This window comes from Acinetobacter sp. (assembly GCF_041919735.1).
In the GTDB taxonomy this organism is placed as follows: domain Bacteria; phylum Pseudomonadota; class Gammaproteobacteria; order Pseudomonadales; family Moraxellaceae; genus Acinetobacter.
Window position 1 is genome coordinate 13,738 of the sequence record NZ_JAYRTF010000012.1, and the last position, 21,773, is coordinate 35,510.

Consider the following 21,773-nt stretch of genomic DNA (forward strand, 5'->3'; position numbering starts at 1 on the left):
TCATTCTCAATCCTTTTTTGATACAGCTTTCCTCTCAGCTTAAAGAATAAACTGATAAACAAAATTCATTTTTTATAGAGAGTTATGAAGCATCAGCATTCATAAAAACAGGCGCCTTAGCGCCTGTTTTTAATTATCTTTCTGTAAGAATTACCAATGAATTTCGAGGCCTAAAGTACCGCCTTCATTTTTTGCCCCGTTATCAGAATATTGACCGTTAAACTGCCCGTAGAATGCTAAATTTGTAATAGAGGTCATTTTGAAACCTATATTAACATCCATCGTATTTGCATCAGGCACGGCGCCTTGCACCTCAAATTTATAGCCCGGTGCCGAAACAAAGCCCGCTTCCATTGGCCGCTTGGTTGAAAAATCATGGGCAAAACTGAGTTTGGCATAAGGCTGAATGCTGCCCTCGCTAAACATAAACATCGAATCAAATTGCGCGCCAACAAATACAGGCACTGAATAAGCATCATTTTTGCTATAAGCCAATGCCAGTAAGTCATCAGTTTCAGCTGCTTTTTCAGTTGCCGCGCCCATTTTCGCCAATGACACCTGAAGGCCTGCAAATGGCGTAATGTTGAGTTTTTTCCAATTGGTTTTATAGCCTGCTTCCACGCGGCCATTCAACGTTTTCCCTTCAAACTCTGCCTGCAAATTATTGGCGACACTAGCTACTGGAACAATAGGAGCAGCTGACCCTTCAACAAAAGCAAATCGTCTTGTACTCGCCTCAAGCCAGTCATAGCTTAACGCACCTTTTAAATACAGTTTTTCAAAATCCTTACTGCCGTACAGCGCAAGGCTATTGCTTTCTACCAATCCACTAGCATCACGGTCTGCAACATTGAACTGCGTTTTCGAAGAGCCAAAGGCTAAACCAAACAATGAACTTTTATCGATCGCATAATCTAAACCTGCAACCGTTCTGTAGCTATCAGCTGAATAATCTGCCGTCCCATAACGCGTGTCATTATTAATTATATACTTGCCGTTTTGCCCGCTAATCCAAACACGCCACTGGCTGTCATCTATGCATTGCTCGCCATCTGCAGTCGATTGATCGCAAATTACAGTATAGACATTATTATTCTTCGCATAATTTGAACGAGAACGCCAATAGTCTGATTGAACAGAAATGTCATTCATCACACCTTGAGTATGATTAAACGCTGTTTGTAAAATTGCAGCATTTCCTTCCCCGCTGATTGAATCATAGGCTGTTTGCAAAGCCGCAATATTTGGACGATACAAGAGTGCTGCAGCAACAGGTTCAAATGCTGGACTGGTTTGATCCAGTTGAATTGCATTAATAGCCTGTCCCAAGCGCTGGCCATTTTCACTCAGCGCTGTGCGCGCAAAATCAATATTTGCACGGATCGCAGAAGTATTATTGGTCACAACTTTACTGAATAATGCGACTGCCGATGGTACAGCACTCACTGTAAACCCAGTATCTACTACATTTTGTGCACTGACCAATGTCTGATCAAAAGTCCCTGGAGTCACTTTATTCGGATTCATTAAATTAACAGAGACTGTTCCGCCTAAAACTGCCGTACCTGTAACAGTCATCATATCCGAAGCGCCAAGACTGGAAGATGGAACCGCGCTCATCAAGTTGCGGAATACTGGTACAGCTGAAGGCTGTACAGATGAACGGTCAAGATCGTAATCCCAGTACATATTCCCTGTACTGCTCTGGGTAAAGTTACCGTCAAGATAGGTTGCATCCACCCGGTTCACACCGCCTACAGCCCAGTTTCCTGCATTGACTGCTTCGCCTTTATTTGCAGCCCCTGCCAGATTCATCTGGATCATCTGACCTGCAAGCAACCAGGCATTCTGAGCATTGGTCAGTGTGTTGCTGCCATCATCCAGCCATAATGACCCGGTCATAAATGAATTGTTCTGCACTGTGTCATTGCCTGTTCCTGCATTCACGGTGTTCCCATCAAGCCAGCCAGCGGCTGTCAGTTGCATATTTTCATTCAGATACAAGCCTTCAGTTTGCCCGAATGCAGTCAGATAACCTGCATTGGTCAACTGATTGTTCAAGCCATCAAACATGCCCACAGCCGCGCCACTTCCCAGACCACCAATCAACACACTTTCCTTGCCAATATTGATGCTGATATTGCCATTCGTGGAACCTGCACTCTGTGTAAAGAGGCTGTATGAACCCTCACCTTTGGTAGAGATATTGCCCAGCTGATCAACGCTGACGTTTCCTGCCGTACCTGTACCACCTGCTGTACCTGCAAAGAATCCTGTCAGATTGCCTGTTGCATCCATCAGGTTACTGTAACCACCACCTCCAGCAATGGATTGAGCGATGATGCCGTGAGCAAAGCGTCCGGTCGTGAAAATTCCAGCGGGCTGTGTGCCTGATGCAGCAGTATTGATAATGCTGACTTTTCCACTGTTACCTGAACCATTTTTTGATGTCAGTACTTCCTGTGTTCCAGCAGCAAAACCACCACCACCACCAATGGACTGCGCAACGATGGCAGATGAACCATCTGTTTCCGTTTCCACATAACCGACGTTATTTACAGATACATCTTTGGCATGGCTTTGTGCAGTATTTGTTCCTCCAAGCTGTAGATGTTCGCTCAGACCAATTGAACCACCACCGCCAGAAATGGACTGTGCGAGAATACCCTGAGACAAGCGACCTGATGTTGCAATAATACCGGAGTGGTTGACTGATACCGTATCTGCCACTCCTGATGCCTGATTTGCACCGAGCTGTGCATATGCAGCTGTCTGGTCCAGACCACTGCTCAGACCACCACCGCCGCCAATGGACTGCGCAACAATCGCAGCTGCATGATCACCTTCTGTATACAGACCACCGTCATTGTCAACATTGACTGTTCCAGCATTACCCTGAGCACCCTGTGCTGCACCTGCAATCAGTATTCCTGAAGCACTGCCGGATGTACCACCACCACCACCAATGGACTGCGCAACAATGGCATCTGCACCCTGTCCTTTGGTCACAATATTGCTCTTGAGGGCATTTTTGACCTGAACACTGTCTGCGTTTCCGCCGGCAATGGTCTTCACATTATTGAAGTAATCCTGTAATGGTTTGGATATGCTGCCAATCAATCCATTCACGAGACTTTGTGAACTCTGAATCGGGGTCAGTAAAGCATTGGTTACACCACTTCCCAATCCCAGTGAACCCACTTTCAGTGCTGCATTGTTGATGGTTCCATTAATATCCATCCCTTTACTTGCACCACCAGCACCACCACCACCGCCAATGGACTGAGCAATAATACCTCGTGCATTCTCACCCGTCGTCACAATTGCAGTTGCTTTATTGCTGACATTCACTTTGCCTGCATTTCCTGCATTAGCACCATTACCACCAATCGCAACTACAGCTTCTGCATTGTCCTTACCTGCGCTGGAGCCACCGATACCGCCACCACCACCAATGGACTGGGCAACAATCGCAGATGAATCCTGTCCTTTGGTAGTTAGGACAGATTTATTCTGAATAATGACCTGTCCACCATGTCCTGCTGCTGCGGCAAAACCACCAATCGATAGAGTCCCGCTCGCTGAGCCACCTATACCACCGCCGCCACCAATGGATTGTGCAACAATCGCACTGGCCTGATCACCTTCAGTATCAATCCGTGAATCATCTTTCTGCAATCCACTGTTAACCGTAACGATGTCACCATTGCCACCAACAGGCATTTGCATGTTCACTCCGATTTCATTCAGCAGTGTACTTAAAGCGCCACCACCTACTGCAACCGTTGCCTGTTCAGCACTGCCACCTGTACCACCACCACCGCCAATGGACTGCGCCAGCATCCCTTGTGATAAGTTCTTCATGGTTGAAATGGAGCCATTATTTTCAATTTTTACAGTGCCGCCATGGCCCGCCATAGTTCCGGCTCCACCAATTCCCACTGTGGATTGACCATCAATATCACCACCGGCTCCACCACCGCCACCAATGGACTGGGCAAAAATACCACGGGAAACTGTAGACAGTGTCAAAAGGTTGAGCTCATTGTTCACCTGAACAGCACCACCATTACCCCCTTTTCCGCCACTGCCGCCAACCGCAAGCAAACCACCTGTAACGGAACCACCTATACCACCACCACCACCAATGGACTGGGCAAAGATAGCATCTGAATATTCACCTTCAGTCAGAATAAAATTCGAATAGCCATTAATATCGACAGCATTGGCAGCAAGCGTTGTATTCACGATCACGGCACCACCATTACCGGATGAACCATCAGCAATTGTTAAATCAAGCCCCGTAATTTTGCTTAGTTTCTGCATACCCTCTGCCAGTTCTGACTGGAATGCTCCACCTCCCACACCAACTTTTGCACCTGAGCTGTTGCCGCCATTACCACCACCACCACCAATGGACTGAGCCAGTATACCTTTAGCATTTTTACCTTTGGTCAGTATGGAATCACTGTGATTGACCTGAACTGTATCTGCATTACCCGCAGAACCAAGGTATCCGCCCACTCCCAGTGCAAAAGTCTGTTTACCCAGTGGAGATAATGGCTTAAATGTTTTGGCCTCAACAACAGAGTGGCCACCATCACCGCCGCCGCCACCAATGGATTGTGCGTAAATACCATTTGAGCCATTGCCAAGTGTCTGAATTAAACCTGCATTATTCACTGTCACAGCGCCAGCATCATTGGCACTGCCTCCCCAGCCACCAATACTGGTCGTAATCATGGTATCTCCTGGTGTCTGAGTTACTCCACCGGAAACTGCGTCACAGACTTCATCACAGGCTATGCTCAGCGTTACAGCAGTAGAATTTCCGCCAATACCACCACCGCCAGCAATGGACTGTGCCTGTATACCGCTGGCATTAAATCCTTCAGTAAAAATCTGTCCAGTCTGTGTCACGGTGACCTGATCTGATTTATTTCCTGAACCGCCAAATCCTCCGACGGCAACATTCAGTGCAGTTGTTTTCGCTTCAGGTCCAAAGGCTGGACCTGTCAGACTACCTGAAACAGAGCTGCCGCCATCACCGCCGCCGCCGCCAATAGACTGGGCAAGGATACCTTGTGAAGCATCTCCTGAAGTATATAACGCACCTATATTGACAACATCGACTGTATCAGAAGTTCCGCCATCTGCCCCCATACCGCCAACTGCAGCAGTCAGTACAACTCCTGATTTCTGGCTTGATGCTTTGAGCGTCAATGATGCCGCCAATCCACCATTACCACCGCCGCCGCCGATGGACTGTGCAAGAATTGCCTGCGATTTTTTTCCATTTGCGGTCCCGGTTTTACCTGTCACGATATTGCCATTATTTTTGACAGTTACCGCTCCCGCCGCATTACCCTTTCCGCCAAAACCACCAAGACTGAACGCAGCAGCATAGGCATCCTGAGTGATAAGGTTAACACTGACAGCCAACCCACCATTTCCGCCGCCACCGCCAATGGACTGAGCTAAAATACCTGCAGAATCTGAGCCTTGTGTAAAGATATCTCCATTTCGCTGTACATCAACATTTCCTCCCAGACCACCATTTCCACCAAAACCACCTACATTTGCATTAACCCCAACCGTAGTCTGAGCACTTGTTGCACTCAAGCCTGCTGTGAAACCGCCATTACCGCCACCACCACCAATGGACTGTGCAAGCACGGCATGACTGTAATCGTTTGTTGTAACCAGACTGCCCGTCGATTCAACTTTTACATTCCCTGCTGAATTGGCATCGCCCCCCTGACCTCCAACAGATGCGCCAATATTGATACCTGTGGTTGGTGTGGCATTTAACATTGCATTCAGACCAAAACCACCGTCTCCACCACCACCTGCAATGGACTGGGCAAGAATGGCATTTGAGTTCACGCCCTCTGTCAGTATGTTGTCTGTACTGATCACACTGACGTTAGCCGAGGTATTCCCATCTCCAGCATTTCCACCTACTGAAACAGCAGCTGTAAGGGAAGTGCTATTGGCACTGCTCAGCGTGAGGTTGCCTGAAATGCCCCCATCACCACCACCGCCTCCAATGGATTGTGCTGCAATACCATGCGATGACTCACCCTGAGTTGAAATAGTCGCCTGTGTCTGATCCTGAGCAATAATTTCGCTGTTGTCTGAATGAACGGTAACATCGGCACTTTTATTACCTTTTCCTCCATTTCCACCAACACTTGCAGACAATGCTGCAGCACCGGCCTGGCTCACGGAAGCAGCACCAGATACCGACATGCCCCCGCTTCCACCATTACCACCAAGAGACTGCGCCACAATAGCGCTGGCTTTTTTGCCTACTGTTGAAATAAGTGTGCTGATATTTTTGACAGAAACGATATCAGAGGTACTGCCTTCTCCCCCTTTACCGCCTACAGATACGCTTACGGCACCAGCACCTTCCCCAACAGCAAGTGCGCCACTAACACTTAAACCACCCGTACCACCACTGCCACCAATGGACTGGGCAACAATACCATTGGCAAAATTACCCTGAGTGACAATCTGCCTGATATTTCCTTTCTGACCATTTTCCACAGTAACTTTACTGGTCTTATTATTAGTTGCAACACCACCACCATTACCACCAAGCGAAACTGATGCACCAATACCCAGCCCTTGAGTAACAGCACCACTCAGACTGGCAGAAATGCCGCCTGAACCACCATTCCCATTAATCGCCTGGGCCAGAATACCATTCGCAAACTCGCCCCTGGTGGTAATATTACCCGTATTTTTAACCTCTACATCTGCGGCTTCACCACCAGCACCACCCGCGCCACCAACACTTGCTGAAAGTGCAACTGAAGTCCCCTGACTTGCAGAAAGCGCACCAGCGAGTGACATTCCTCCTGCTCCACCAGAACCACCTATGGACTGAGCCACAATACCCGAAGCATTGTCACCACGTGTAAATGCACCATTAGCCAATTCTTCAGCAGAAGGAACATAGCCGGTCTCAATATCATCTGTTACATCAACCCTGACCTGACCTGCGCTCCCTCCCTTACCACCATCACCACCAACAGTTACACTGCCAGTGACAGCACCGACTTTGGAAGCAGTAAGACTGAAGGCGTCTGAAAAACCACCTGTTCCACCATTACCCGCCAATGACTGGGCAATTACACCATTTGAAAAGTTACCTGTAGTTTTGACTTTGCCTGCACTGGTTAAAGTTACTTTTCCTGACTGCCCGCCATTTCCACCTTTTCCTCCCAGCGATACTGCTATAGCTGCTGAAGGCCCACCAGGAGCCACCACTCCTGCAAGAGAGCCTGTACCCGAGGCTGCAACCGAAAAACCACCATTACCGCCATTACCGCCAATGGACTGTGCCTGAAGGCCTGAAGAAAAATCGCCACCTGTTATAATCTGTTGTTCGGACTTCAGCGTAACTTCGCCTGATTTTCCACCATCACCGCCATTACCTCCCAATGCAACGGAAACTCCGCCACCTCCAACAGCATTCAGGTTCAGGCTTCCAGCAACGGAGAAGCCACCGTTCCCCCCCTGACCACCTATGGACTGTGCAAGTGCACCAATGGACTGATTACCCTCTGTACGAATAAAACCAGTTTTGTCAGCATCATTCTTCAGAGCAATTTCAACAGCACCTGCTTTTCCGCCATTATTTCCAGCCCCTCCGAGCGCCACTGAAGCATTTGCAGCCGTAGACATACTGGCTGCCACAGAAAAACCGCCATTACCTCCGCCACCACCCAGCGACTGAGCGATTACTCCCCCTGAGTTTTCACCTTTAGTATGAATTTTTCCACTGGATGTTACAGCCGTTCTGCCTGATGTTCCGCCAACCCCACCATTCCCCCCAATGGCAATCTGGGCACTGGCCATTGGCAAACCTGCGTTTGCAGAAACAGTAGAGCCACCATTACCGCCATGTCCACCTATGGACTGAGCCAGAATTGCAGCAGAATTATCCTTTTTAGTCAGAATGATATGGTCAGTATCCACAACAACTTCACCAGCAGTTGAGCCACTTCCACCACTCCCTCCCAGACTAATCCCGACATTTCCATAACTTCCTATGCCAGAAACTGTACCAGTGACTGCAAGCCCACCGCTCCCTCCTGCACCGCCAATGGACTGCGCCAGAATAGCGACAGAATTTTCACCACCTGTAGACAGGGTGGCGGTTTCTTCTTTCTGATCACCTTTTTTCGCATTAACTATTACAGTGCTGGCCTTTCCACCTGTACCACCATCACCACCAACAGCAACGTTTGCAGATACCTGACCACCTACTGAACCGCTGACAGCCAGTCCACCATTACCGCCATTACCTGCAATGGACTGTGCAACCAGCGCAGCAGCATTTTTTCCACCAGTTGCAATTGTACCAACCGATTCCAGAATTGCTTTTCCTGCGGAACCTGCTGTTGCTCCATTTCCACTCATGGCTAAGTTAATACTGGATGACAGCGCATTTGCTGCGCCTGAGAAGCCACCATTACCACCATTACCGCCAATGGACTGAACCAGAACAGCATTTGCATTATCACCAGCTGTACTGATTAGACTTGCTGTGTTCTTAACACTTGCTTCTTTTGCTGTACCACCTGTACCGCCATTAGCACCAAAAGCCAGGTTAACTGCTGCCAAAGCCCCTGCAGAGGCACTTACCGCCCCACCAGCCTGACCACCATGTCCACCAATGGACTGGCTGACAATACCAGATGAGCTTGCGCCAGCAGTCTTAATTACGCCACTGTTTATGACCTTTGAGATTCCCGCAGTTCCGCCATTACTGCCATTACCACCAAATGACGTATTTACAGTCAGTGCATTAACGCCCAACGAACCACTGACTGACTGCCCTCCATTACCGCCACCACCACCAATGGACTGTGCAAGAATACCTGTAGAAGCTATACCCTCGGTTGAAATTACACCGCTATTATTTACAATCGCATTTTTAGCTTGACTACCGTCGCCACCAGTACCGCCTAGAGCAACATTAACAGTTATAGCAGATACTCCAGCACTTGCAGCGACTGCAATCCCCCCATTACCACCACCACCACCAATGGACTGAGCAGTAATACCAGTAGAACGATTCCCGTTTGTTGTTAACTTTGAATCATTTGTAACAGTGACATTATTGCTTCCTGCACCAGCCCCCCCCTTTCCACCAAGTGCCACACTGGCAGTAATCGGAGAAGAGATACTGGCGTTGGCAGCAATTGCCATGCCACCATTACCACCACCACCACCTATTGACTGGGCGACAATTGCAGAAGAATCTTCACCCTTTGTTTTGATTTCACGATCTTTCGATGACGTGACCGTGACTTGTCCGCCAACACCACCAGCTGCACCTTGACCACCAATAGCAATACTGACCAGTCCACCGGCTGCAACACTCATGCTGCCGTTACCACCACCACCACCAATGGACTGAGCAAGAATACCAGCCGCATCTTCAGAGCCTTCAGTCGTGATTGCACCCTTATTATCCACAGTAACTGATTTGGCATCATTACCTGTACCACCATCCCCACCGATGGAAACTACTCCAGCCGTTAAACCAGCATTACCACCACCTCCGCCAATCGACTGGGCGACAATCCCACTCGAATGCTTACCTTTCACACTGATTTGACTGTTACTTTCTGTTTTAACTGTGACAACTCCACCTGCGCCACCACTGGTTGCATTTCCACCAATACCGGCAAAACCTATTGATTTACTGGAATTACCACCACCACCGCCTATCGCCTGAGCGAGTATGCCGTGCGAGTCCTCACCTGCTGTGCTAAGTATATTATTATTCGTGACGCTAACAGCCCCGCTGTTTCCACCAGCACCACCCTGGGCACCTAAACTATAAGCTGCCGCTGAAAAGCGACCGCTACCACCGCCACCGCCCAGTGACTGAGCAATAATTGCAGAAGAATCCGTACCCCCTTTTGTTACAACAAGAGCAGAATTATCAATATTTACTGCTCCAGCATCCCCTCCTGAACCGCCTTTCCCACCGAGGTTCGCAATACTGACGGCAAACCCAGTATTACCGCCCGCGCCACCAACTGATTGACCTAAAATACCAACGGATTCATTGCCTTTCATTAGAATTGAAGAAGCATCATCTACTGTAATTGTTACATCACCAGCTTTTCCTGCCGTCTGATTTTTTCCCTGATGTGTGACCAGTCCAACAGTCCCACCAGCATTACCGCCTTCACCACCTTCACTGACCGCTAAAATGCCAACTGAGTTGTCGCCATTCATTACAATAGACGTATTTGCGACATCTACAATTGCAGCTTTGCCTTCACCACCTGCATTTCCGCCGCCGCCGCCTCCGACTATTGCACCGTATGCTCCACCACCATCACCTCCTTTGCCACCTTTGGACTTAACATAAACACCAACTGCCTTATCAGCTTGCATGGTCAAATCTATCTGTCTAATAGCCAAATACGCATCTGAAGCATCACCACCTGTACCACCTGGTTTACCACTTCCACCTAATATATAGTCACCGCCTTTACCGCCCTTGCCACCTTCGCTGACTGCATAAAGTCCCGTTGTCCCCGTAACAACAACTTGTCGACGCGTACTATTATTGGAAGATATCTCAACACTTAATCGAGGGTTCACTATTGCTGGCTCAGCTGCTGTCGGTTCTGTTGCAGAATAATTCACGTCCATCGGATAACCATCAGCGATGCCAACCGTGAACTCTCCTGCTGCTACTGTTACTTTACTTGCTGTGATCGTCTGTGTTGAGATGAGCTTCCACTCCGACAAAGGCATGTCATAAATTTCACGGATGTAAGATACATTTACTACAGATGAATCGAGGATAGATGCCAAGCTATTCGGTCTATAAACAATTTTCCTCTGCCCACTCAATACTTCCTTATTATCCTTATCAAGGATATAAGTGTTGTATAAAACAGTAATGGTACCAGTTGCCTGATCAAATGATTCAGAAGCTGGTTTGTATACAATCCCGCCTGCATCTCCACCGTTTCCACCGGCTTTCGGCTTCACAAATAAGGCCCCATCTCGCCCATCTTTACCATTTTCACCTTTTGCAACAGCCCCTAATCCATTACTTGAGTTATTTGAGGAGCTAAGTTTTATTACCTGATTAAACTGACTGCCTTTCACACATGAGTTTTTCGCTGAATTCACTGGGGGTTTACAGGTTTCAACAGGATCATAAGCATATCCGTTTATAGTCATCACTGATGCTGTAAAGAATAAACCTGCTTGCAGTATGGATTTGCTTGTAGAGCGCTTCCCCTTTCGTTTTACATTTTCTGCAACCGCAACCCATGCTCCTAGTGTTTCATTCCATACGATTCGATATACATGATTCATTATTTTTCCCCAATAATTTCTTCAATGCTCAACCATCAATATGTTGATGAAATGATTTCTTTTTCCTGATATCACTCATTATAAGAATCCATCAAATACATACTGCCAGCTTTAAATTGAAATTTTTAAAATATCTAACAATTAAGTAAGCGCTAAATTTATTGATTTAATTAACCAAGTAATTAAAGCACTCAAAAAAAATGATTGCTATCACTGTAAATAGGGATAATAAGAAGCTGTTATGAACCAATAATTATTTATTATTCCCTTTAATAATCACATAAATAAATATTCATTACACCTATTGCTATTCATTATTTAATTTTAAAGGGGGGGGAAGGGAATATTCTGATTATAATATCCAGCTAAAACAAATCAGTGCATATTTATTTTTCTTCTAATAGACCTCTTGCGAAAGTATCTTTAATGACTATTTTAGATGTTGATATTTATTTAAAAATCAACGCTTATCACTGATTAAATTTTGACTAACGCAAGAGGTCTAATATAGTTTTTAAATACTTAAACCTAAATACTAAAAATAAAATTCATCGAATCAATAAATTACAATCATATATATAAAATAAATATTTATTACCCCCCTTAAAAACCCAATCGTCTCCTGACAACTTAAGCGTAAATCCACTCTGAAAAATGAATATATCAAACCCGCTTTAATCACTTTTAGAAATTATTTTCGATTAATTTTCAATAAAAAAAGCTGGCAGAGTTTCTGCCAGCTTTTTATGATTTTCATTCAAGCGCTTAAACAAGAGACCTGATTTAAGCGCTATAAATTAAAAACCTGCGTTTTTAGTTATGAGCAATTAAGCTGCTGAACGCTGCTCAATTGGCAGCACCTTACGCAGTTCATAACCCGTATAGTCCGCACTTGGGCGAATAATACGGTTGTCTGCACGCTGTTCCATCACATGCGCTGCCCAACCTGTAACACGGCTCATCACAAAGATTGGCGTGAATAGTTTGGTTGCGATGTCCATGAAGTGGTATGCAGACGCATGGAAGAAATCAGCATTACAGAACAGTTTCTTCTCACGCCACATCACTTCTTCACAACGTACTGAAACTGGGTAAAGCACTGTATCACCGACATCTTTAGCTAAGCGTTCAGACCAAACTTTGATGATGCCATTACGCGGATCGCTGTCTTTGTAGATCGCATGACCAAAGCCCATGATCTTCTCTTTACGCTCTAACTTGCCCAACATTTCGCGTTCAGCTTCTTCTGGCGAAGTCCAGTTTTCAATCATTTCCATCGCTGCTTCGTTCGCACCGCCGTGTAGTGGACCACGCAGTGAACCAATCGCGCCGGTAATGCATGAATGCATATCAGACAATGTTGATGCGCAAACACGTGCAGTGAATGTAGAAGCGTTAAATTCATGCTCTGCATACAAAATTAGCGATACATTCATCACTTGCTCATGCAGTTCGTTTGGCTTTTCACCACGTAATAGGTGAAGGAATTGCGCACCGATTGAATCATCGTCAGTATTTTCTTCAATGCGTACGCCGTCATGGCTGTAACGGTACCAGTAGCAAATGATCGCAGGTAAAGTCGCCAAAATACGGTCAGCCACATCTTGCTGTTCATCAAATGATTTTTCAGTTTCGATGTTACCCAGCATTGATACGCCTGTACGCATCACATCCATCGGATGCGAATCTGCAGGAATACGCTCAAGCACTTCTTTCAACGCTTGCGGCAATTGACGCAGTGATTTGAGTTTGGCTTTGTAAGTCGCCAGTTGTTCTGCAGTTGGTAATTCGCCAAAGAAAATCAGGTAAGCGACTTCTTCGAATTGGCAATTTTCTGCCAAATCTTGTACGTCATAACCGCGGTAAGTTAAGCCTGCACCGCTTTTGCCTACTGTTGAAAGTGCGGTTTTACCAGCCACTTGTCCACGCAATCCTGCGCCTGTAAGTACTTTTCCTTCAGCCATTTTATTTTCCTTCCGTGAAGAGTTTGTCTAATGTGTTTTCAAAAGTGTGGTAATCAAGGAATTGATAGAGTTCTTTGCGCTGCTGCATTTTGTCCAGCACGTTGACTTGGGTGCCTTCTTTACGGATCGAATGCATCACTTCCAGTGCGGCTTTTTGCATCGCACGGGTTGCTGACAATGGATATAGCACCATTGAAATGCCTTGTTCAGCTAATTCTTCTTTGGTGTAGTACGGTGTATCACCAAATTCAGTAATGTTCGCCAATACAGGCACACCAACTGCATCACATACGGTTTTGTACATAGTGATGTCCGTCATCGCTTCAGCAAAGATCGCATCTGCACCCGCTTCAACACAAGCGCAGGCACGATCGATCACCGCTTGCAAACCTTCTTTTTGCAGCGCATCGGTACGTGCCATCACCACAAAGTTTGAATCGGTTTTTGCATCGACCGCAGCTTTAATACGGTCAACCATTTCTTGTTGCGATACGATTTCTTTATTTGGACGGTGGCCACAACGTTTTTGTGCCACTTGATCTTCGATATGCACCGCCGCTGCGCCTGCAGCAATCATTTGTTTCACGGTACGCGCGATGTTAAATGCACCGCCCCAGCCGGTATCGATATCAACTAATAATGGTGTATCAACACGCTCAGTAATACGACGCACATCTTCCAATACGTCGTCTAAGCTCGTCATACCCAAGTCAGGCAAACCGTATGAATAGTTTGCAACACCGGCACCCGATAAATAAATTGCTTTATAACCGACTTCTTTAGCCATCATCGCGGCATAAGCATTCACCGTACCAATGATTTGTAATGGTTTCTCTACTTCCAGTGCTTGTCTAAATCTTAAGCCTGCAGATGTTTGTTGTGTCATATTCCCTTCCATGAATATTTAAGCTGAGTAAAATCAAAGTTATGCAGGAGTTTCTTCCAACAAAACCGAACCGTATATTTCGCGTAAATCTTTTTTCAGTATTTTCCCTGTACCGCCAACTGGAATCGCATCAACAAAAATCACTCGATCAGGGATTTGCCATTTGGCAATTTTGTTGTGGTAAAAAGCCAAGACCTCAGCTTCAGATAAGCTGCTCACCGCTGCTCTCTTGGCAATCAAAATTGGTCTTTCATCCCATTTTGCATGTGATGCAGCAATTACCGCCACCATTTCCAGTTCTGGATGTGCAATTGCGATATTTTCCAGCTCAACCGATGAAATCCACTCACCGCCAGATTTGATTAAATCTTTGGAACGGTCGCTAATCTGCATATAACCATCTTGGTCTAGAGTGGCGATATCACCCGTGTCAAACCAATTGTCTTTGGTAAGCGCATGATCAAATTGATTAAAATAGGACTCAACAATCCAGTGACCTTTAATTTGCAAATGCCCCGGTGTGTGTCCATCACGTGCAGACTCTTCAACGCCTTTCTCATCATGACAAACACGTAAGCTCACCCCATACGGCGGGCGGCCTTGCGCAAAACGCTGTTTGAATTGCTCTGTTTCGTCAGTCTCTAAATGCTTCGCTTTGAGCTGATTTACCGCACCCAAAGGACTGGTTTCGGTCATGCCCCAAGCATGGATGGTTTCACATTGGAAATCATCTTTAAAGGCTTTTAGCATCGATGGAGGACAAGCAGCACCGCCCACAATATTACGCACCAAACTTTCAAGCTTACTGCCCGATTGGTAAGCTGCATTTAATAGGCCTTGCCAAATCGTCGGCACACCCAAAGCATTAGTTACTTTATATTGGTCAATCAGTTGGACTAAGCTTGCACCATCTAGCATTGGTCCCGGCAGCACCATGCTGCATCCAATCATCGCCGCTGAATATGGCGTTCCCCATGCATTCACATGGAACATTGGCACGACTGGTAAAATACGATCCAGTGCTGAGAAGTTAAATGAATCCGGTAAACTCGACGCATAGCTATGCAACACCGTTGAACGATGGCTATATAAAACGCCTTTTGGATTGCCCGTTGTACCCGAGGTATAACATAGCGAACTAGCTTTAGCTTCATCCAGCTCAGGCCATTCAAATTGATCTGAACGCTCTTTGATTAAATCATCATAAAAACAAACATTTGGCAATGCTTTTTGAATATCGCGATCAAAGGCATCTAGGCAAATAAAATGCTCAACAGATGGAATAGAATCTTTGATTGATAACACTAAATTAATAAAGGTTTTATCGAAAATCAGAACTTTGTCATCTGCATCATTGACGATATAACTTAATTGTTCTGGGAATAATCGAGGGTTAATCGTGTGGCAAACCAATCCGCTGCCCGAAATGCCATACCATGTTTCTAAATGACGATGATTGTTCCAAGCAATAGTCGCAACACGGTCACTGATCGCTAAATCAAAAGACGCTAATACATTGGCAAAACGCTTGGCATTTTGTGCAACTTGCCCCCAATTGGTATGGGTCATTGAACCGTCAGTATTTTTTGAAATAATTTCAGTATCTGCATGATATGTTGCTGCATGCTCGATTAAGCTGCTGATTAGCAATGGTTGAAACATCATATTTCCAATCATTTAAAACATCCTTATCTACAATCTGTCGCGATCGTTTTTTTTAATATCCATCGTCAATTTTTTCTGACTTCATGGTTAAACTACCGATTTTTTTAAATGTGTTTTTGTCACTTGGTGTATTTTTTTGTCATTTGGTTGCATGGAGACAAAAAAAATAATAACTGATTGTTTTATATTAATATTTAATTTAAAACTGAATAAAAATATCGCTTAAATCCAGTAAAAGACTAAATTTAAAGCCTTATTTTTGAGAAAAAAGCGGTGCACAGAACAACACCTCATTTATGGATTTACCCAGAACACGAGGTCTTTTCCTGATGATGCAAATAGATCTGAATTTAGATGAATCTGAACAGAATTTTTCGAGCATTAAGCGGCAAGTTGAGCGCGTCTCCAGCGACCCGGCGTCATCCCATACCAGCGTTTAAAAGCACGGGTAAAATTGGCCTGATCGTCATATCCAACCTGATTGGCCACATCGATGATCATCAAGGTTTTATTTTTCAATAAATTGGCAGATAGGGTTTTGCGCGTATTGTCCAACAGATCTTCAAATGTTGTATGCTGACGATTTAAATAGCGGTACAGCGTAAAACGATTTACCGAAAAATATTCAGCCACACGATCCATGGTGCAGTTCCGGTAAGGCAATAATTCTTCAATAATTTTAGAAATTTGACTCACAAGATCGACATGTTCATGGCGTTGCATTTCAGACAAATGCTGTCGCAAAAATTGATCTAACTGCCGGTCATGCCCTATACGTTTTTGATCTAATAAATTTTGTGGAAACAAAATTTCATGCTGAGATTGACCAAACCACACAGGACAACCAAAAATTTTCTCATACACATGGGCAGATTTGGGTTTGGGATAAGCAATTCGAACCATCGCCGGCGCCCACGCTTTGCCCAAGATCAGTTCAATAATAGACACCATCGCGGCTAAATAAGCGGTGTGATATTGATCGGCGCCAGGTAAATCGCCATCGATGCGCATGCAGATTCGCGCATAACCCTCTTCTTCTTTGATGTCGAGTTTTTGGCCTCTGTACCACATCACGCCATAACTAAACAAACTTTCAAGCGCATCACGTATGGTTTCAGCATTCAGCACCAGAAAGCGTAAAGGGCCGATATTGGCCAGCTGAGCTTTTCGGCCAATGATCAATCCGGCATGATCACAGCCGGTTAATACTTCTACCGCTTTTAAAATACTGCCCTGCGTATGCAAAGACACCGGCAGCAAATTATTCTGTAAATCTTCTAATTCGATGGAATATTGACTGAACAGCGTTTGCGCATCAAAGCCTTTTTCATCCAAATAATTGGCGATCAAGTTTAAAATACCAATCGGATTAGAAATTTCTTTTAAATTTGAATGATTTATTTCCATCTTTATCTCTAATCTTTTGTTCAAAACAATACTGAGGTCAGATTGCCTTGATCCATTGCTATCTATTTTATTCAACAAAATCAGCCATGTTGTTCATGGCTGATTTCATTTAGATCATGTTAAAACGTTTTGCATACAACACTTAAAAACTGGTTTTAAAGGTCAGTGAAGCAAAATCACGATCATCTAAGATACTGTAATCATTACTACCAAAGAAGTTGGTGTAGCCCAATTCCGCGGTATATTTCTTTTGATAAGTTGCAGAAATACCTGCCGAAATTGCCATTTGACCTTCTTGGAAGTTTGGTCCATAGCCATGCACATCATGACGGAACATCAGGCTTGGCGTCACGACCGTTTGCGGCAGCCAATCGTTATAACTCAATGCACCACGTAAACGATAACCGACTGACCATTCTTCAAAGAAACCTTCGTCATTACAGTACTTCTCGTTTAAATCCTGAACTTCTTTCTCCGACAGCTTTCCTGTGCCCGGTGCGATACAGTAGGTTTTTGTATCGGCTGGATCATAAGCACCAGTCGACAAACCGCTACGACCAAATGCACCACTACGACCAAAATGATAATTGCCTAGATCCGCAATATGGTTGACACCCATTTCACCGACTAAAGACATTGCACTTGCACCGAGTACATTTGGAATGACCGTAGCTGCGCCAAGGGTAAATTGCGTCACTGGCACTTCTGCAAAACCATTGATCCGTTGACCAAGTTCTAAGGTTTCCCCAGGCGCTGTGATTGGCGTATCAGGATATAAGGCCTGTGCATACACCATATCGGTACTGTTAAAGTGCAGTGGCATTTTTGGCTTATAGTTTAACTCACTGAAAACTGAGGTTTTACCAAATTTTCCTGCAAAGCTTAAACCATACATTTCAATATCTTCTGGATAAACCGAAAGAATACGTGCTGTATGGTAATTAGCTGCTCCCGGTGCCGACACTGCGATTCCATCAAAGTGCATGATACGGCTGTGATAATTGGCATAATAGGCACCAATTTCAGCATTGTTTAAACTTGGTATAGTCTGCTTAATGGCAAAACCAAATTGGCCGCTATCCTTCGCATATTCGCTTGGCAAACGTCCGACGGTAAAATCTAAAGGTCCATTAATCGCTTCATCTGTGGTAAAACCGGGACCGCCAATTAACAATGGACCACAATTTTCCGCAAAGACATCAGATATTTCAAAGAAGGTTCCACAGCCATCCACAACTGATGGTCTGAACTTAAATTGATAGAAACCTTCCACTTTGAGTTTGTCATTCAGACTTGCCTCAAAAGAAAACATCTCTACCGGAATAATTCGTTCTTTGACATCGCCACCCGGACGGTTCATCGCTGCATAGTCAAAAGCGCTGACAGAGTTCAGGCCATTTTGGAAGAATTGAGATTTACCCCAATTCAAGGCATGTTTCCCGAGTTTAAGATTTAGGCCCCGTCCTTGATCAAAGCTAAAATTTTTCCAGACATAAGCATCCCACAGGTCGATGCCTTTATATTTCACAAGGCGCGGCCAGTCAGAATCATCAAAAGCCATAAAGTCGCCATGGCCCGTTTCATAAGCATGGTCATACCAGTATTTTGCACTGATCACAGCGCCCTGCTGCTGACCATTCAAACGGACTTCGGTCAAACCTTTCACAATTTGTGAAATCGCATCGCCTTTTTCAAAGTTTAAACGGCCATTGTCACCATTAATGTCAATGCCTGTACCAACTTTGCCAATGCTCTGCGCATCAGGCTTATAAAGCATCAATGAATCTGGATTTTCCGTACTCCAGCTTTGCCCAAGGCTGATACTGGTATTGGTTTCCAATTTCCATTGATCATTCAGTGCATAGCTTGCAGCTTGCAAATGCGGAACCGTAAAAATAAATCCCATAAGCAGGCTCAATTTAGTAAGCTGAGCTGTCGGGTATTGAACTTTCTTATTGTTTACAACGGGACTTACCATATCATCTCCATATCGATATGTTCACACTGTGTTGTGCGGTTTTTTTTAAAATTAAATTTCAAAAATTTGTGATGCGTTGGTGAATTAAATAAATTTATTTCATTGAAAAATGCTAAAAATAAGCGTTTCACCATCCTTGGTGATTCCCAAACGACTGAATTTAAAAACCTTAAATTTGTCTTTGAGGCTTATTTTTTAGTCATTCATTCACTTTTTCAGACTTTATTTAATATCTCACGACATTCATTTCATACAGTCATTTAGGCTTTAAGCCGTTAATGCTTCTGCGCTGTTTAAAGCATCAAGCTGCAGCACATATTGTTCCGCTTCCGGCCATTCGCCAAAACCTGACGCAGGGTTCAAATGCCCAACCTCACCGGCATTGACCAATTCACCGCCCCATAGCGCGGCCAAATATGCCACAGATTCAAAGCTGGCTAGATGGTCATTGGTGCTTGCGACAACAATGCTTGGAAACGGCAGTTTTTTATTTGGAAGCGGCTCCCAGCCTTCTTGACGGAGTTCGTCTGGACTTGGGTAATTGGCTGGCCAGCTTTGAGATAAGTCCGGCGGTGCAACCAATAAAGCGCCTTGAATTTGCGCATGATGCAATGCTGCCCAATGCACGGTCATTAACACACCCGCACTGTGCGCGACCAAAATTACCGGCCCTTCAATTTGATCTAGCTCGGCCTGAATACGCGCTACGCGGTTCGCGCAGCTCAGCTTATTGGTTTCAGCAGGTTCTACCGTACGGACTTTTTGCAGGCGCGAAGCCAAAAAGGTTTGCCAATGTTCCTCAACATGATCACGCAGGCCAGGAATGATTAAAACCGTCGCATTTGTAAATAACTTTTCCATTTGTGCACCTAATAAAGCATTTATGCTTTGCCGATCCTTGGGCAAGGCTTATGGTTATCCAACATAAATTGATCAGGCAATAACCGATATACATTGCATGACAACTGCTTATCATTTGGCGACATTCAAAAAGTCCTTTTTATTGTTGATAATTCATCAAAAAATCAATAAATAATTGTTTTAAATATAAAAACCCAATCTGCTCCTATTTTGTTTTCACAAATCATTCACACTTTTTCTTCAATTCCACCAATTGCTTAAAACAAATGCAGCTTTAATAATACGCCTGAGCTTCGGTAAGGATCCGCTGAAGCCATAAAAATAATGATGAGTTTTTAAGGAACGAATGATGAGTCAACTTGTTAAAATAGCCGTGCCTCTAGCATGTCTATTCTCAGTAAATTTAGCTTATGCGGATTCTGTCAATCACAAACGCTGGGCGGTCAGTGCAGGCTGGATGCACGTGATGCCGCAGGGTAAAGCCAATTCCACTCATGTCACAACTGCAGTCGAAGAAGGCGGCAGCTATGGTGTCGGATCATTATGGGGGGCTGACTTAGGCAAATATGGGCTGAATGGCGATCAACTGGATAGCTCCATGGGCAAACTCATGTTTAGCTCATTTGTCAAAAATGGTCAAAAAGACCCTGAATACAAAGTGCCTAACAGCTTAATGAATGGTGCAAAATCCAACATTACCGGCATTTCGGACTACACTGCCGAAGGCGGCATGGAGGTTGAAGATGCTGATACCCTAGGCCTCACCCTCAGCTACTTTGTCAACGATAATGTATCGCTTGAATTGGTCGGCGGCATTCCGCCAAAAGTCGATATCAGCGGTGTTGGCCAAATTCGTGCGACCGCATTGTCTACAGCCAATACCCCTGGGGCTGGCGCACCGACGTACTTTAATGGCTTAAAGCTGCTTAAAGATATGTTAATTACCGATTTAGAAGCCCACGGCACCGTTGCGGAAGTCACAGCATGGACGCCAGCCATGACTGCGAAATATCATTTTGGCTCATCGGATAAAAACCGGTTCCGCCCATTTGTTGGCGCAGGCGTGGTGTATGGCCATTTTAATAAGCTCAAGCTCAATGGCGGCGTTGAAGACGATTTAGTGCAAGCCGGCTACATGATTGACAACATTTTAAATGGCCGCGCAGGTGAAGCGCTGCATGGCGGCCAAGGCAGCTCTACCGCTACACCGGAAGTCAAAGTCAAAACCAGCGATGCTTTTGCGCCCGTGCTCACTGCAGGTTTTACTTATGATCTAACGGACAGCTGGTTCACCACAGGTTCAGTCAGCTACATGCCGTATTTTAACAACACGGCAACGGTCACTGTGACGGATACCTCCACAGGCCGCGAGCTGATCCGCTCCACCACCAAAATTGACTTAGATCCATTAGTGACTTATGTAGGGGTTGGCTATCGCTTCTAATGATCAGATAATGCTTCTTGCAGCTTTGCCAGGGACAAAACTGCAGGAAGATTTGATCAAGCGCATACATTGCATAGCGCACCGCTTTCTTGAAAAATAAAGCGTGCAGTTTTTCCAAGCCAGTTTTTATTGCGGTAAAAACTGGCTCTTTGCTTTGCTCCAGACGAAAAAATCGGAGCAAACAAAAGAGAAAAGTGTAAT

At 45.1% G+C, this 21,773-nt stretch carries 8 protein-coding genes; 1 reads left to right on the forward strand and 7 read right to left on the reverse strand.

Going from position 1 to position 21,773, the window contains the following annotated elements; translation table 11 throughout:
• Positions 1-150: 150 nt before the first annotated feature.
• The 7 genes from ACE3T3_RS08680 to ACE3T3_RS08710 all read right to left on the reverse strand — a co-directional run bounded on the left by ACE3T3_RS08680 (position 151) and on the right by ACE3T3_RS08710 (position 20,128).
• The gene (locus ACE3T3_RS08680) at positions 151-11,367 is read right to left on the reverse strand and encodes an ESPR-type extended signal peptide-containing protein (RefSeq protein ID WP_374665994.1); all 11,217 of its coding nucleotides are present in this window, start codon (positions 11,365-11,367) and stop codon (positions 151-153) included.
• 827 nt (positions 11,368-12,194) lie between these two features.
• A complete protein-coding gene (gene prpC, locus ACE3T3_RS08685; protein WP_374665996.1) occupies positions 12,195-13,331 on the reverse strand; it encodes a 2-methylcitrate synthase in 1,137 nt (378 codons plus the stop codon).
• A gap of 1 nt (position 13,332) precedes the next feature.
• The gene (gene prpB, locus ACE3T3_RS08690; RefSeq protein WP_374665998.1) at positions 13,333-14,217 is read right to left on the reverse strand and encodes a methylisocitrate lyase; all 885 of its coding nucleotides are present in this window, start codon (positions 14,215-14,217) and stop codon (positions 13,333-13,335) included.
• A gap of 39 nt (positions 14,218-14,256) precedes the next feature.
• Positions 14,257-15,894 (reverse strand): long-chain-fatty-acid--CoA ligase, encoded by a 1,638-nt coding sequence (locus tag ACE3T3_RS08695; protein ID WP_374666000.1) that lies wholly within the window; start codon positions 15,892-15,894, stop codon positions 14,257-14,259.
• A gap of 369 nt (positions 15,895-16,263) precedes the next feature.
• The gene (locus tag ACE3T3_RS08700) at positions 16,264-17,289 is read right to left on the reverse strand and encodes an AraC family transcriptional regulator (RefSeq protein ID WP_374666002.1); all 1,026 of its coding nucleotides are present in this window, start codon (positions 17,287-17,289) and stop codon (positions 16,264-16,266) included.
• 142 nt (positions 17,290-17,431) lie between these two features.
• The gene (locus ACE3T3_RS08705; protein WP_374666004.1) at positions 17,432-19,267 is read right to left on the reverse strand and encodes a DUF1302 domain-containing protein; all 1,836 of its coding nucleotides are present in this window, start codon (positions 19,265-19,267) and stop codon (positions 17,432-17,434) included.
• Between the two features lie 267 nt (positions 19,268-19,534).
• Positions 19,535-20,128, reverse strand: coding sequence for an RBBP9/YdeN family alpha/beta hydrolase (locus ACE3T3_RS08710; protein WP_374666006.1), 594 nt, complete (start codon positions 20,126-20,128; stop codon positions 19,535-19,537).
• A 349-nt stretch (positions 20,129-20,477) separates the two neighbouring features.
• Here ACE3T3_RS08710 and ACE3T3_RS08715 point away from each other — a divergent pair, with 349 nt between their 5' ends.
• Positions 20,478-21,572: an OmpW family protein gene (locus tag ACE3T3_RS08715; RefSeq protein WP_374666008.1), complete on the forward strand. Its 1,095-nt coding sequence runs from the start codon at positions 20,478-20,480 to the stop codon at positions 21,570-21,572.
• The last annotated feature ends 201 nt before the right edge of the window (positions 21,573-21,773 follow it).

Excerpts from the sequence above, each read along its gene's own strand:
- ACE3T3_RS08680 (WP_374665994.1), bottom strand. The coding sequence starts at position 11,367 with ATGAATCATGTATATCGAATCGTATGGAATGAAACACTAGGAGCATGG.
- prpC (WP_374665996.1), bottom strand. The coding sequence starts at position 13,331 with ATGGCTGAAGGAAAAGTACTTACAGGCGCAGGATTGCGTGGACAAGTG.
- prpB (WP_374665998.1), bottom strand. The coding sequence starts at position 14,217 with ATGACACAACAAACATCTGCAGGCTTAAGATTTAGACAAGCACTGGAA.
- ACE3T3_RS08695 (WP_374666000.1), bottom strand. The coding sequence starts at position 15,894 with ATGATTGGAAATATGATGTTTCAACCATTGCTAATCAGCAGCTTAATC.
- ACE3T3_RS08700 (WP_374666002.1), bottom strand. The coding sequence starts at position 17,289 with ATGGAAATAAATCATTCAAATTTAAAAGAAATTTCTAATCCGATTGGT.
- ACE3T3_RS08705 (WP_374666004.1), bottom strand. The coding sequence starts at position 19,267 with ATGGTAAGTCCCGTTGTAAACAATAAGAAAGTTCAATACCCGACAGCT.
- ACE3T3_RS08710 (WP_374666006.1), bottom strand. The coding sequence starts at position 20,128 with ATGGAAAAGTTATTTACAAATGCGACGGTTTTAATCATTCCTGGCCTG.
- ACE3T3_RS08715 (WP_374666008.1), top strand. The coding sequence starts at position 20,478 with ATGAGTCAACTTGTTAAAATAGCCGTGCCTCTAGCATGTCTATTCTCA.